At 60.4% G+C, this 13,520-nt stretch carries 13 protein-coding genes; 8 read left to right on the forward strand and 5 right to left on the reverse strand.

Annotation, left to right across the window (positions count from 1 at the left end):
• Positions 1 to 15 precede the first annotated feature (15 nt).
• Positions 16 to 1,527, forward strand: coding sequence for a tripartite tricarboxylate transporter permease (locus LMTR13_RS10635; protein ID WP_065727830.1), 1,512 nt, complete (start codon positions 16 to 18; stop codon positions 1,525 to 1,527).
• A 131-nt stretch (positions 1,528 to 1,658) separates the two neighbouring features.
• On the opposite strand, the gene LMTR13_RS10640 is transcribed toward LMTR13_RS10635, so the two are convergent.
• The 3 genes from LMTR13_RS10640 to LMTR13_RS10650 form a co-directional block, all read right to left on the reverse strand.
• Positions 1,659 to 2,318, reverse strand: coding sequence for a hypothetical protein (locus LMTR13_RS10640; RefSeq protein WP_065732590.1), 660 nt, complete (start codon positions 2,316 to 2,318; stop codon positions 1,659 to 1,661).
• Positions 2,319 to 2,333: 15 nt separating this feature from the next.
• Positions 2,334 to 2,810: a type II 3-dehydroquinate dehydratase gene (locus LMTR13_RS10645; RefSeq protein ID WP_065727831.1), complete on the reverse strand. Its 477-nt coding sequence runs from the start codon at positions 2,808 to 2,810 to the stop codon at positions 2,334 to 2,336.
• Positions 2,811 to 2,893: 83 nt separating this feature from the next.
• A complete protein-coding gene (locus tag LMTR13_RS10650; RefSeq protein ID WP_065727832.1) occupies positions 2,894 to 4,087 on the reverse strand; it encodes a CaiB/BaiF CoA transferase family protein in 1,194 nt (397 codons plus the stop codon).
• A 330-nt stretch (positions 4,088 to 4,417) separates the two neighbouring features.
• On the opposite strand from LMTR13_RS10650, the gene LMTR13_RS10655 reads away from it, so the two are divergent.
• The 5 genes from LMTR13_RS10655 (at position 4,418) to LMTR13_RS10675 (ending at position 9,516) form a co-directional block, all read left to right on the forward strand.
• The gene (locus LMTR13_RS10655; RefSeq protein ID WP_065727833.1) at positions 4,418 to 6,805 is read left to right on the forward strand and encodes a M10 family metallopeptidase C-terminal domain-containing protein; all 2,388 of its coding nucleotides are present in this window, start codon (positions 4,418 to 4,420) and stop codon (positions 6,803 to 6,805) included.
• Between the two features lie 228 nt (positions 6,806 to 7,033).
• Positions 7,034 to 7,345: a hypothetical protein gene (locus LMTR13_RS10660; RefSeq protein ID WP_156795549.1), complete on the forward strand. Its 312-nt coding sequence runs from the start codon at positions 7,034 to 7,036 to the stop codon at positions 7,343 to 7,345.
• A 24-nt stretch (positions 7,346 to 7,369) separates the two neighbouring features.
• Positions 7,370 to 7,669, forward strand: a complete 300-nt coding sequence (locus tag LMTR13_RS10665; protein ID WP_065727835.1) for a hypothetical protein — start codon at positions 7,370 to 7,372, stop codon at positions 7,667 to 7,669.
• Positions 7,670 to 7,808: 139 nt separating this feature from the next.
• The gene (locus LMTR13_RS10670) at positions 7,809 to 8,810 is read left to right on the forward strand and encodes a glycosyltransferase family 2 protein (protein ID WP_065727836.1); all 1,002 of its coding nucleotides are present in this window, start codon (positions 7,809 to 7,811) and stop codon (positions 8,808 to 8,810) included.
• Positions 8,811 to 8,868: 58 nt separating this feature from the next.
• Entirely contained in the window at positions 8,869 to 9,516 is a 648-nt protein-coding gene (locus LMTR13_RS10675; protein WP_083218975.1) for a class I SAM-dependent methyltransferase, read from the forward strand.
• Between the two features lie 11 nt (positions 9,517 to 9,527).
• Here LMTR13_RS10675 and LMTR13_RS10680 read toward each other — a convergent pair whose 3' ends face one another.
• Complete coding sequence (locus tag LMTR13_RS10680) at positions 9,528 to 10,196, reverse strand: acetyltransferase (protein ID WP_065727837.1); 669 nt, start codon at positions 10,194 to 10,196, stop codon at positions 9,528 to 9,530.
• 525 nt (positions 10,197 to 10,721) lie between these two features.
• On the opposite strand from LMTR13_RS10680, the gene LMTR13_RS10685 reads away from it, so the two are divergent.
• Positions 10,722 to 11,789 carry a class I SAM-dependent methyltransferase gene (locus tag LMTR13_RS10685; RefSeq protein ID WP_197521068.1) on the forward strand — a complete coding sequence of 356 codons (1,068 nt, stop codon included), beginning with the start codon at positions 10,722 to 10,724 and terminating at the stop codon, positions 11,787 to 11,789.
• A gap of 12 nt (positions 11,790 to 11,801) precedes the next feature.
• A complete protein-coding gene (locus LMTR13_RS10690) occupies positions 11,802 to 12,614 on the forward strand; it encodes a phytanoyl-CoA dioxygenase family protein (RefSeq protein ID WP_065727839.1) in 813 nt (270 codons plus the stop codon).
• Between the two features lie 4 nt (positions 12,615 to 12,618).
• Here LMTR13_RS10690 and LMTR13_RS10695 read toward each other — a convergent pair whose 3' ends face one another.
• Positions 12,619 to 13,374 carry a glycoside hydrolase family protein gene (locus LMTR13_RS10695; RefSeq protein ID WP_236843346.1) on the reverse strand — a complete coding sequence of 252 codons (756 nt, stop codon included), beginning with the start codon at positions 13,372 to 13,374 and terminating at the stop codon, positions 12,619 to 12,621.
• Positions 13,375 to 13,520: the final 146 nt, after the last annotated feature.

Genomic DNA, 13,520 nt, shown 5'->3' on the forward strand with positions numbered 1-13,520 from the left:
ATGGAAGCCCCGTAAATGGAAGCTTTGGGCCTCTTGATGCACGGCTTCGCCGTGCTGCTGACCTGGAAGACGCTGCTCCTGATGATGACCGGGCTGGTGCTCGGCATCTTTGTCGGCGTGCTGCCCGGCCTCGGCGGCCCGAACGGGGTTGCGATCCTGCTGCCGCTGACGTTCACGATGGACCCGACCTCGGCGATCGTGATGCTGTCCTGCATCTACTGGGGTGCGCTGTTCGGCGGCGCCATCACTTCGATCCTCTTCAATATCCCCGGCGAAGCATGGTCGGTCGCAACCACCTTCGACGGTTACCCGATGGCGCAGCAGGGTAGAGCGGCGGAAGCGCTGACGGCGGCCTTCACTTCGTCGTTCATCGGCTCGCTGGTCGCGGTGATGCTGATCACGTTCCTGGCGCCGATGATCTCGTCGTTCGCGCTGAGATTCGGGCCACCCGAATTCTTCGCGGTCTATCTGCTCACCTTCTGCTCCTTTGTCGGGCTCGGTCGTGAGGCCAAGCACAAGACCGTCATTTCGATGTCGCTCGGTCTCCTGCTCGCGGGCATCGGCATGGACACCGTTTCCGGCCAGTTGCGCATGACCTTCGATTCGGCGGAGCTGCTGCGCGGCGTCAACTTCCTGGTCGCGGTGATCGGCCTGTTCGGCATCAGCGAAATCCTGCTCACGATGGAGGAACGCCTTGCGCTGCGCGGCCACGCCGCCGGCATCTCCTTGCGCGTCGTGCTGTCGGTGTGGAAGGACCTGCCGAAATACTGGGTGACGCTGTTTCGCTCTTCCTTCATCGGTTGCTGGCTCGGCATTACCCCGGGCGGCGCGATCGCCGCGTCCTTCATGGGCTACAATCTCGCCAAGCGTTTTTCCAAGGATCAGGACAGTTTTGGCAAGGGTCGCATCGAGGGTGTGTTCGCGCCGGAGACCGCTGCGCACGCCTCCGGTACCGCGGCGCTGTTGCCGATGCTCGCGCTCGGCATCCCGGGCTCCGGCACCGCGGCGATCCTGCTCGGCGGGCTGATGGTGTGGGGGCTCAATCCCGGGCCGCTGCTATTCGTCGAGCACAAGGACTTCGTCTGGGGGCTGATCGCGTCGATGTATCTTGGCAACGTCGTCGGCCTCGTGCTGGTGCTGACGACGGTGCCGATCTTCGCCTCCATCCTGCGCGTGCCGTTCGCCGCAGTCGCACCCATGATCGTGGTGTCCTGCGCGATCGGTGCCTTCGCGATCCAGAACGCGATCTTCGACATCTGGCTGATGCTGGGCTTCGGCGTCGTCGGTTACGTCTTCAAGAAGATCGGCATTCCGCTCGCGCCATTCACGCTGGCGCTGGTGCTCGGCAACCGCGCCGAGGATGCGTTCCGCCTGTCGATGATCGGCGCCGGCGGCGATTTGAAGGTGTTCTGGTCGAACGGCCTGGTCGGTTCGATCACGACGCTTGCGATCGTGTTGCTGTTCTGGCCCGTCATCGACAAGGCGTTCGGCAGCGTTACGCGCATGTTGCGGCCGGCGAAGGCGTAGCGTTTCACCGTCATTGTCTGCGACAAACTCGAAGCGTTTGCGCTAGTCTAGATCTGGTGTTTTCGGATGGAGCGGGCCCCATTTCTACTTTGCATGGGGTTGTTTCGCAATTTTGCTGACCGTCGACTCTCCTAGCCCGGCAGCAGTCGCTTCGGCAGGCTGAATACGAGCCGGTAGAGCGGCAGGCTGTCGATGGCGCCGTGGTCCGCGGCGGCAATCGTCTTGCGCGAATGATGAAGGGCGTCGCGGACGGCGGCTTCATCCAGTCCCTCGATCAGCAGCAAGGCGGCGAAGGAGCCGTCGTTGCTTCGCATGCCCTTTTCGCGGGTCTTGATCGAGGTCTGCGCGATGTCCGTGAGCAGGACGCGCGCGGCGATGATGCGGTCGAGGCGGGCGAGCTCGGCGACAAGTGTGGCTATGTCCCAGGAAGGCGCGGTGTCGAGGCGGAGGGGCGCGAGGATGCCGGCCTGGCCGGTGCCGGCTGACGCTGCGACGCGGCCGCCGCCGCGCGCGAAATTGCCGAGCCGGGGCATGATGCGTTGCGACCATGGCGTCGGCGCGTTCAGCCGCGCCAGATAGTCCGGACCGCCGACGACGCGCTCGTCCTCGAGCTCGTAGAGGATGAAGTAGCGGTTCACCGAGACGCCCAGCGCGCGAAAAATGCGGCACGCCAGGAAGCCATTGATGCCGACGCGCTCGGCGGCGTGTTCGCGCGTGATCCAGTGCGCCCAGTCGGTTTCGTCCTGTGGCGCAAGATCGCTCCAGATCGCGAGATAGCCGGCTCCCTGCATGTCAGTCTCCATCCGTCATTTCGGGCCAACGCGGACGGCCGCCGGTAGCGACGGCGGCAACTGACCGGCGCCCTGCAGCGCGGCCTGCATGGCGACGATGTAGCCATAGGGGCCGAGGCCCGCGATCACGCCTTTGACGGCGGCCGAAAGCTTGGAGTGGCGGTGCAACTCGTCGCGGGCATGGATGTTGGAGATGTGCACCTCGTAGATCGGCCCTTCGAAGATCTTCATGGCGTCGAACATCGCAATCGAGGTGAAGGAGTAGGCGGCCGGATTGATGATGAGGGCGTCCGCCGAGGTCCGCGCGGACTGGATGAGATCAACCAGCACGCCCTCATGGTTCGACTGGTGAAACGCGAGCTCCGCGCCGGCGAAAGCGGCGAACTCCTCGCAGGAAGCCTTGATGGCGTCGAGCGTGGTCGAGCCGTAGATATGCGGCTCGCGGATGCCGAGCATGTTCAGGTTCGGGCCATTGAGGATCATGATGCGCATGGAATGCCTTTCACGGGATGATGACAAGGCAGTGTAGCCGATCGCGGCTGCATGTCAGCCGTTGGGCCTACGCTTCAGTCGGCTCACACCACCTTGCGCTGCCTCAAATCGGCTATCTCGTCCTTGCCGAAGCCGAACTCGGTGAGCACTTCCTCGGTCTGCTCGCCGAATTCCGGCGGTCGTGCGGCCATCCGGCTTGGCGTGCGCGACAGCGTCACCGGCTGGCCGACGAGCTGGATGTGGCGGTTCTCGTCGTTCGGCACGTGTTGGGCGATACCGAGGTGCTTGACCTGCGCGTCCTCGAACATCTGGTCGATCGAGTAGATCGGGCCGCAGGGCACGCCGGCCTCGTTCAATTCCTTGACCCAGGTTTCCGTCGATTTCTTCTCGGTGAGCTTGCCGATCGCTTCATTCAGCGCATCGCGGTTCTTCGAGCGGGCGGGCGCGGTGGCGTAATCGGGGTTGGTGATCAGTTCGGGCGCGCCGATCGCTTGCGCGCAGCGTTCCCAGATCCGCCCGCCCGTGGTCGCGATGTTGATATAGCCGTCGGAGGTCTTGAAGACGCCGGTCGGGATCGAGGTCGGATGGTTGTTGCCGGCCTGCTTGGCTACTTCCTTATCCATCAGCCAGCGCGAGGCCTGGAAATCCAGCATGAAGATCTGCGCCTGCAACAGCGAGGTCTGCACCCACTGACCCTCGCCGGAAACGTCTCGTTCCAGCAGTGCCGTGAGGATACCGAGGGCGCAAAACAGCCCGGCGGTGAGGTCGGCGACGGGGATGCCGACCCGCATCGGACCCTGGCCCGGCGCGCCGGTGACCGACATCAGCCCGCCCATGCCTTGCGCGATCTGATCGAAGCCCGGCCGCTTGTGATAGGGGCCGTCCTGGCCGAAGCCGGAAATGCTGCCATAGACGATGCGCGGGTTGATCTGGCGCAGGCTCTCATAGTCGACGCCGAGTTTTGCCTTCACGTCGGGCCGGAAATTTTCGACCACCACGTCGGCCTTGGCGGCGAGCCGCTTGAATACTTCGAGGCCCTTCGGGTCCTTCAGGTTCAGCGTCATGGCCCGCTTGTTGCGGTGCAAATTCTGAAAATCAGAGCCATGGCGCGGACCACCCGGCTGCTCGCCGCCGCCATCTTCCAGCAGCGCGTCGATCTTGATGACGTTGGCGCCCCAGTCCGCCAGTTGCCGCACACAGGTCGGCCCGGAGCGAACGCGGGTCAGATCGAGCACGGTGAAGCGGGAAAGGGCCTGCGAAGCGCGTGGGAAAGGCATTGAGAAACCTTTGTTTTTGGATTTTCGCGGTGGGAGGAGCAGCCCGACCTGACTTAAACAAATCTGGCGCTGATTTCCAACTGCTTGTTCACCGCCCAGCGAGGGCAGTCGCCGGGGCAGGGCGAGGCAACATTTCGGATCGGAAGCCGTCTGCCCGGCACGGCCCCGCAAGACTACGGAGTGGCGCTGTGGATTCTGCTTTTTTGTCGTAATGCACCGTAAAGGAGGCGCGTGACAAAGCCCGCTGGTAAACAACCGTTAATCAAGGCGATTCTAGCGTGGGTTTTTGCGATTCCCTGCAACCGAACGACCTGCTGACAGGCCTGATCGATGAAGAAGAACGATCTGCTTTCCGATGAGATCTGGGCCTTCCAGCGGTTCGCGTCCGGGATGGGCGACGGCGCGCTTCCGCCTGACGGGACGCACGAAGAGTTTGGCGATGACGGCGATCCTTTCCCGCTGGCGCTAGAGGCCGCCAGTGTGTCCAGCGGCGAGGCATATGCGGCGAAGCCGGTCGCGTCGATCGCGACGCTCGCCGACTACCTGGTCAATGGTTTTTGGCAATACAACAGTAACATCGCCCATCGCTTTGCTTCCAACACCATTACCTTCAACATTGAGGGACTGAACTCGGCTGAGAAGTTCCTGGCGCTGTCGGCGCTGCAGGCATGGTCCGACGTTGCCAACATCAGCTTCGTCCAGACCTCCGGCTCCGCGAACATCACGTTCACCCACAATGGCACGATGCAGGCCTATAGCAGTGGTAGCTGGCCCGGGGGCTGGATCTCATCTGCAATCGTCAACATCAGCACCGACTGGGTCACCACCGACGGCGGCGCCAACGATGGCAAGACCGGCATCGATAGCTACGCTTACCAGACCTACCTTCACGAAATCGGCCATGCGCTCGGCCTCGGTCACCAGGGACCGTACAACGGCAGCGCGTCGTATTCGACCAATGCGATCTATGCCAACGACACCTGGCAATACTCGATCATGTCGTATTTCGGCGAGCACAACTATTCCGGGAGCTCGTACCGCTACGTGGTCACGCCGCAGATGGCCGACATCTACGCCATAGCTTTGATCTACGGGGCGGCGACATCGACCAGAACCGGCGATACCGTCTACGGCTTCAACAGCAATGCGGGAGCGGTATTCAACTTCGGCAACTACACCTCGGCACCGGCGCTGACGATCTACGACAGCGGCGGCAACGACACGCTCGATTGCTCCGGCTATTCCAACGCGCAAACTATCGATCTGCGTGCTGGGGCGTATTCCTCGGTCGGCGGTCTCGTCAACAATATCGGGATCGCGCTCAGCGCAGTCATCGAGAAAGCCATCGGCGGCAGCGGCAACGATAGGCTGACGGCAAGCGACACGGGCTGCACGCTAGCGGGCGGCGGCGGCAATGATACGTTGATCGGTGGAGCTGGCAATGACAGGCTGATCGGAGGGTCCGGGGTCGACACTTTGGTCGGTGGTGCCGGCGGCGACACGTTCGTGTTTGCGTTTGCCGAAAGCTCGGCTGCGAGCGGACAGCATGACCGCATCACAGATTTCACTACCGGTGTTGACTATATCGACCTCAGCGGGATCGCTGCGATCAGCAGCACGGGCGGATTTGACCTCTTCAGCTTCATCGCGACCGCAGGCTTCAACGGCTCGGCCGGGCAGCTCAACTACTTCTACAACAACTCGCTCGGGATCACCACGCTTCAGGGCGACACCAACGGAGACATGATCGCCGATTTTGCGATCGATATTGCGGGTAACATCACCTTAACCATCGCTGACTTGATCGGAGTGTGGCGCGCCTTCGCAGACGTTCCCCAGATCGATTTCAATGGTGACGGCAAGTTCGACATCCTTTGGCAGAATGACAATGGCGCGGTGTCAATTTGGGATAGCGGTCAGATCGGTGGAGCGCACTGGATTTCCAATCCTGGTGTAGTCCCAGCCAGCTCGCATATCGTAGGCAGCGGCGATTTCGATGGAAACGGTCAGGGCGATATCTTGTGGCGCGACGACAATGGCTCAATGTTCATCTGGGATAATGGCCAAGCAAGTGGCGCCCATACGATTGCTGCTGCGGGCAGCGTCCCAAGCAGTTTGACGGTCGCGGGCACCGGCGACTTCGACGGAAACGGCAGTGACGACATTCTCTGGCAGGACAACAACGGTACGGTGTCCATTTGGGACGATGGACAGCTCGCCGGCGCGCACACGGTTGCCGCCGCTGGGGTCGTGCCATCGAGCTGGGAAATCGTCGGCGTTGGCGATTTTGACGGCAATGGTCAATCAGATATCCTCTGGCAGAACGACAACGGTGCCGCGTCCATCTGGGACAACGGGCAGATCGCGAATGCTCATTGGATCGTCAACGCGGGCGTCGTTCCGAGCAGCTGGCACATTGCCGGCGTCGGCGATTTCGATGGAAACGGGCGATCGGATATTCTCTGGCAGAATGATAATGGTGCAGTGTCGATTTGGGATAATGGGCAAATCGCAAGTGCTCACTTGATCGTCAACGCGGGCGTCGTTCCGAGCAGCTGGCACATTGCCGGCGTCGGCGATTTCGATGGAAACGGGCAGTCGGATATTCTCTGGAACAATGATAACGGGGCGGTGTCGATTTGGGATGATGGGCAGATCGGAGGTGCTCATTGGGTTTCCGGTCCCGGCAGCGTCTCCAGTGACTGGCATATCGCCTGAGTTAGCGGCGACACGTACAAACGTTGGATTTGGATTTTCCGATGCGCCTAGCCCGAATCGGTAAAGAGCGTTGGGATGTTTTAGACGAGCAGCTTGCGAAGCTGGCCGTCGGTCGCGAGGGTCCGGCCGAGCGCGCTTGGCAGATCGGTTGGCGTGTTCTACTAAAGCTGAAACGCACTCAGCTGCCTAACACAGGTCATTCAGTCGAAGGGCGAGCGCGATCGTGTCGTGGATAATCTCTGTGGCAGTGATATTCGCGTTGGGATGGCGGGCCGGCTTGGCATTTTGCGCGTCTATGTACCGATGTTCATGCTCGCTTTTGATTTCTTTTCTATCCGGTCGTCCGACGTGGTGCTTGTGATCGCGTGCCCGGTCAACGCTAAAGTCCTGATCGCAGAATCGCGGGCTAACAGCAGGGATAGTGCCGCGGCAACGGTCCTCGGCCGGTCCCGGCCGAACCGGTTGTTGTCTGGGGCGGCGCATTTCCTTTTGAAATTTCATTTCCGCTCTTTCCACGACAATCCAATTCCCGAAACCTGAAATGTTTGGTCTGGGCGTTTTTACATGGGCGCCCTTTTCGGTGGCCGTAGCCGAAAAAAAGCCGACAGGGGACTGGTCTCGCGATTGCGATCCGATGAAGGCATTTTTCTGGTTGCCGATGCGGAGCAGAAGGAACCGCTAAGCCCCTATTGCGCTGAGCATTTTGAGGGACAGCATAAATTGAAGATAACAATGTTGACGACCATCCTCAAAGCGATCTGCGTGGAAGCGGGTGCCAAGCAGGCAATTAAGTGGATAGCTCGTCTGGCGGTATGCGCCGGGGTCTGGATTCGATACTTGATTCGCCGCGCCTGGTTCGCCTAAACTCTCAGATACGCCAAAGGCTTGGCCAAATCGCAGCCTTCTCACCGAATCCTTGCCGCCGATGGAATCCAGTTGTACACAATCCGCGCAATTCGATCCGATCCACAGGCGACGCGAGAGATTTGATGGGGGCTGTTGCGTGAAATTGTCAGTTGTGACGACCCTCTACCGGTCAGCTCCGACGATCCATGAATTCTATCGGCGCGTTATCGCAGCAGCGGAACCCATCACGCACGATATTGAACTGCTGATGGTCAACGACGGCTCTCCGGACGACAGCCTCGATCTTGCCCTTGCCCTGCACCGGGCCGACCCGCGGGTCGTCGTGGTCGACCTCGCGCGCAATTTCGGCCACCACAAGGCGATGATGACGGGTCTTGCCCATGCGAGGGGCGACCTTGTGTTCCTGATCGACAGCGATCTTGATGAAGATCCCGAACTTCTAACCAGCTTCCATGAGCGGTTCATGAAGGGCGACAGCGACGTCGTTTATGGCATCCAGCAGACGCGGCGAGGCGGCCCGGTCGAACGCATCAGTGGCGCAGTGTTCTTTTCGCTGGTCGATGCATTGAGCGATCATCGGATCCCGCGGAACTTGGCCACTGTCCGCCTGATGACGCGGGATTACGTGCGCGCGCTGGTCCGGCATCGCGACCGCGAGTTTGTGATTTCGCAGTTATGGCAGCTAACGGGCTTCCGCCAGATACCGGTCCCGTTCCGGAAATCATCAGGCTCGCCGACGACATACTCGCTTCGCATGCGCACCGAGATGGCGGTCAAATACCTGACCACAACATCGACGAAGCTTCTCTATTTCATTCTATACGCCGGCATTGCGATCTTCGCGTTGTCAGTGGCGACGATCCTCTTCTACATCTCCCGTTATCTTGCTTCCGGCATCGGCGTCGATGGCTTTACATCGCTGATCGTCTCGATCTGGTTCTTTGGCGGGCTGACGACATGCATTCTCGGCGTGATTGGCATCTATGTCGCCAATATCGTTTCCGAAACCAAGCGGCGTCCTTATACGGTTGTGCAGCGCGTGCATCGCAGAGAGGTCGCTGCGGTGGAAGGATCGAATGTGATTCGCGTTCCGCCCGCAGCCAGCATCTCGACGCCAGCGCTCGATCGCAAGCGATGATCGCAGTTAATTCGCCCGCCACAGAGATTCGAATTCCGTTGCTCCGGAGTAAGTTGCGGTGAGCACCGGCCCGGATCCATCGATCGTCCGTGACGTAGCTGCTTACTACAGCTCGAAGCTCGCCTTGCATGGTCCGACCCCGCAAGGCGTCGACTGGAACGGGAAGCCGTCGCACGAGCTTCGGCACGAGCAGTTTCTTCGTCTGCTCGATGGAGCCCCAGACGCATCGATTCTAGATCTCGGCTGCGGCTACGGCGATTTCATGCGTTTCTTGCGTACGGCGGGGCATCGAGGACCGTTCATTGGCTACGACATTACGCCGAACATGATCAGTGAGGCGACGCGGCTGCATGGCGAGAGCGCGGATTGCCAATGGCGGGTCGGGGCCGAGCCAACGGAGACCATGGACTTCGCGGTTGCTAGTGGAATCTTCAACGTCAAAGGAGAGGTTCCGACTGAGACCTGGGCGCGCTACGTCCACGAGACCATCGACATTCTTGCACGCGCGGGCCGGCGCGGCTTCGCCTTCAATGTCTTGAGCCTGTCGAGCGATCCCGAAAGACGTAGCGAAACATTATACTACGCCGATGCAGCCGAGATGCTATCCTATTGTCTGCATCGCTTTGGCCGATCGGTGGCGCTGCTGCAGGATTATGGGCTTTACGAATTCACCGTCGTGGTACGGCATATTGCCGCAAGCGGATAACAGGCCCGGCGTCAAAGGTTGCGCAGGCGCGTGCTCGGCACCTTGGAGCGTTCGGTTCCGCGCGGCGCCACCACCGCGTGGTCGGGCTGATCCTCAAGCACGAGGGCGCCAACCCCAATCACGCAGTTCTTTCCGATTGTGACATGATCCCGAAACGTCGCGTTGACTCCGACGAAACTGCCCTGGCCAATCTTGACGCCGCCGGAGATGACGACATGCGACGAAATGAACACGTCGTCCTCGACCGTTGAATGGTGCCCGATGTGATTGCCGCTCCAGAGTGTGACGTTGCTACCCACGCGTGCAAAAGGCTGGATAGTATTGTCTTCGAGAATGAAACAGTTTTCCTGCAGTTCGAAGCCGGCAAAGACCGTTGCATGGCTGCTCAGATAGGAAACCAACTGATACCCCTTGGCGCGGGCAGCGGCGACCTTCTCCGGACGAAGCAGGTTTAGCTTGGTGTAGCCGATCGCGACAAAGAAGCTAAAATCCTGCGGAGGAAACTTCTCTGCGACGTGCTCGAAGGGCACTACAGGGCGCCCGCGAAACTCGTTGTGGGAAAAAAATGCTTGGTCAACCGTAAATGCCGCGACTTCGTAGGTGGAGTCATTCGTAAAATAAAAGTCAGCGAGTTCAGCTATTTGACCGGAGCCAAAGATCACGATTCGTCGCGTTTTCATCTGATTTTGCTCTTCCAGTGCTGCCGCCGCTCAAACGGAACTGTGTTGCTAACCCCTTGTCAAACTTATCGAACAGCCCCTCGGCCACCGTGGCTACCACCGGGCCAACTTTTTTAAAAGTTCATTTTTCGGGTGAACCGCCACTGCACCGTCGCGGACGGAACACGACCGCGTCTGATGCGCGTGCCAACTCTGCGGATACTTCGCTCGTTGGGCCGTCGGGCTTCGCACGAAGGTCACACGGCGCCACGGCACCGCAAAACGTGCTATACGACCCGGGGTCGGCATGCCATTTCTATTCGTTGGCCAGTTTGAGGTGCGGTCGCAGACTACGGCGACCGATGAGAGCGGCGCGGGACTGATCAGAGAGCACGCTCGGCGTCTCCGGGCAATGACAGGGAAACAATGGTACTAGCGCCAACCGGCAGCGTTCAGGCAGATGAGCTCACCAAGGCCGCCGAAATATGCCCGAGCTGTGGATGCGATGAGGGCGTCAGCCTGCCCATTCCGGCAGCCGGTCGTTCCATGCTAAGTGACGGACGTATTATCGCAAGGGCGATCGATAAGATTTGGTGTCCAGTCTGTGGGCTGGTGCGCCATCGATACCCGCCGGCAGCAGCCGAAATCTCCGCGATCTACTCCGGCGCCTATGGTCTGCCTGCCTTGACTGGGGCCGGAGAACAGGCCCGGGGCAGGGCCTATGCAGCGGCAATCGTCGATGCGATCGGCGCGCGTCAAACAGGCCTGCGCATGATCGATGTGGGCTGCGGGTCCGGTGCGATGCTTCGTGCCCTCAGCGAATGCGAAGGCGGCGCGTCCTTCCGATTGATAGGCATCGATCCGGCGCTGCCGCGTGCGCTAGCGCAGGCCGGTGAACGCCTGACCCTGATGCGCGGTTTCCCTGATCGTGAGCTGGCCGGGCATGGTCCGTTCGATGTTGTAGTTTCGATCAATACGATCGAGCATACTCCGGACCCCGCGCAGTTTCTTGCTACCCTCGAAACGTTGATGGCGTCGGACGGACAGGTAATCGTCATTTGTCCGACGACGGAATTTGCCAACGATGAATTGCTGTTCTTCGACCACTTCTGGAGCATCAGCCCGGCGGCTATGATTTCCTTTGCGGCGAGGTCGGGGCTGCAGCTAATCAGCCACAAGGAGCTGGCGGCTCCGCTCGCCGGATTTCAGCTCTTCAGGTTCGCACGCTCGACATTTGCCGGATCGGAAGTCGCAGGTATTGACGTATCGCCGGATGCAATCGCCTATCTCAACGCGTGGAAAGAGCTGGACGCCTCGCTTGAACAGCAATTGGCAGCGGCAAAACTGCCGGTGCAGGCGTTCGGCGCTGGTCAGATGGCGGCCTTGTTGCGTGCCTATGCGCCATGCACCTTTGCAATGTTCGAGCGATTTTTGCTGGATCATCCGGAAGAGGCGTGGCCGCTCGGCCCGGCGGTACGCTATGATGGATTTGACACACTGGTCGGTTGGGCAACCGTTGTTGCAGTTCATCCTTCCTCACAACTCGCCGTTGCTGCCCGGATCCAGAGCGATGGCGGGTTCGCCGTCACACTGCCCGCCGCTATCAAGAACTGACCAAGACGAGCTATGATAAGATCTTATGGCATTAACGAACGTGTAGCGGCCAACAGCGACATCGATGCGGCGGTGGAAAGCCTGAGCACGCTCGGCTATGCGATCGTCGGGGGCGGCTATTCGGCTGGAGAACTCAGCGGATTTGCGCAAAGTTTCGACGCCGCGCGCTTGGCCGCGCACAGCGCCGCCGGAGGTACCGAAGCGCTGGCGCGGATCGACGAACACAATACTATCCGCACGCCATTCGCCTACGACAAAAACTTGCTGGCGCTCGCACGCAATCCCGCGATTTTGGAGATCTGCGAGCGGCTGATCGGGGGCTATCAGGTCCTGTCGCAGCAGAACGGAGTCATCAATCCGCCCGCCAAAACCTACAATCAGGGCGCGTGGCATCGCGATCTGCCGTATCAGCATGTCGTGTTCTCGCGGCCGATAGCAATCAATGCGCTGTTCTGCCTCGATGCCTTCACGATCGACAATGGCGCGACCTTGGTTCTGCCGGCGACTCACAAGCAGGAGAAATTTCCATCCGATCGCTTTGTCGAGGCATCGGCCGTGCAGGTCTGTGCGCCCGCGGGAGCCTACATCGTACTGGATTGCATGCTGTACCACAGCGGCGCGCCGAACCGCTCGGGGACCGAACGCCGGGCCGTCAACCAGGTTTACACCTCGCCGATCATCCGCCAGCAAATCGATCTGCCAGCTTTCCTTGGCGACGACTTCACCGACGATCCGGGCCTGCGCCTTCTGCTAGGATACGAAGTGACCACGCCTAGATCCGACGCCGAATATTTTGCGATGCGCCGCGCAAAACTTCTGACATAATGGTTCATTGCTCGAGAATGGCTAATCCAAATCCTTCGCGGCCGTAACCATTGCCATTGTAGAGCATGTAGCGTCGGCCGCCGTGGTCGAAGACGAAAGGATAGGTTCGTTCCTTGTCTTCCCAAGCTTCCGGTGTGCCGACAAAGATCAGATCCTGATCGCGCCGTTCCCATCGCGCGCCATCGGTGGAGCGTGCGAAGCCAAGTTCATAATGCGGGCGCCGCCGCGCATACCACATCGACAGGCTGCCATCCGGCTCACGCAACAGCGAAGGGCGCGAAATCGCAAACTCCAGAGGATCAGTAGGGCCCGCGACGTCGACCACGACGGCGTCAGACGGCGTCCACTGGACCAGATCGGGGGAGCGCGCTTCCTTGATAACGTGCAGCATTTCGAGGCCCTTCTGCCCCCAATGAAGATGAGAGCCGAACCACATGCGCCAACCCGGCCCGTCGCGCAGTACAATCGGATATCCGACCGACAGAGGATTTTCCGGACTGCGGCCGACCACCGGCACGCTGCTGCCGCGGCGGAAGGTTTTTCCGTCGTCGCTCACGGCAACACCGATGAAGTTCGTGAATGGCACATGCACCAGTACCGTCCATCCAAGATAGAAGGCATAGAGCTTTCCGTCATGCGAGACGACGCTGGAAACCGTTACGCCATCGGCGTCGAACGATCCGCGCGCGCCCGGTGTCAGCAGTGGTCCGCGCAGCCGGCCCAACATCTCGAACCGGTCACCGTCGATGGCGATATCCACGGAAGCGGCCGACGATCGGTTGGAGGTGTCACGCGTCGAAAAGAAGATCCGCACATTTCCATCGGCAAGCGCCAGGGCCGTCGGGTTCGCTGCATGGCTGGCGCACCAAGGCTCACCGGCGGCTGGTGAAAAGACCCTTCCGAGAG

The organism is Bradyrhizobium icense (genome assembly GCF_001693385.1).
In the GTDB taxonomy this organism is placed as follows: Bacteria; Pseudomonadota; Alphaproteobacteria; order Rhizobiales; family Xanthobacteraceae; genus Bradyrhizobium; species Bradyrhizobium icense.

Excerpts from the sequence above, each read along its gene's own strand:
- LMTR13_RS10635 (WP_065727830.1), top strand. The coding sequence starts at position 16 with ATGGAAGCTTTGGGCCTCTTGATGCACGGCTTCGCCGTGCTGCTGACC.
- LMTR13_RS10640 (WP_065732590.1), bottom strand. The coding sequence starts at position 2,318 with ATGCAGGGAGCCGGCTATCTCGCGATCTGGAGCGATCTTGCGCCACAG.
- LMTR13_RS10645 (WP_065727831.1), bottom strand. The coding sequence starts at position 2,810 with ATGCGCATCATGATCCTCAATGGCCCGAACCTGAACATGCTCGGCATC.
- LMTR13_RS10650 (WP_065727832.1), bottom strand. The coding sequence starts at position 4,087 with ATGCCTTTCCCACGCGCTTCGCAGGCCCTTTCCCGCTTCACCGTGCTC.
- LMTR13_RS10655 (WP_065727833.1), top strand. The coding sequence starts at position 4,418 with ATGAAGAAGAACGATCTGCTTTCCGATGAGATCTGGGCCTTCCAGCGG.
- LMTR13_RS10665 (WP_065727835.1), top strand. The coding sequence starts at position 7,370 with ATGGGCGCCCTTTTCGGTGGCCGTAGCCGAAAAAAAGCCGACAGGGGA.
- LMTR13_RS10680 (WP_065727837.1), bottom strand. The coding sequence starts at position 10,196 with ATGAAAACGCGACGAATCGTGATCTTTGGCTCCGGTCAAATAGCTGAA.
- LMTR13_RS10685 (WP_197521068.1), top strand. The coding sequence starts at position 10,722 with ATGCTAAGTGACGGACGTATTATCGCAAGGGCGATCGATAAGATTTGG.
- LMTR13_RS10690 (WP_065727839.1), top strand. The coding sequence starts at position 11,802 with ATGATAAGATCTTATGGCATTAACGAACGTGTAGCGGCCAACAGCGAC.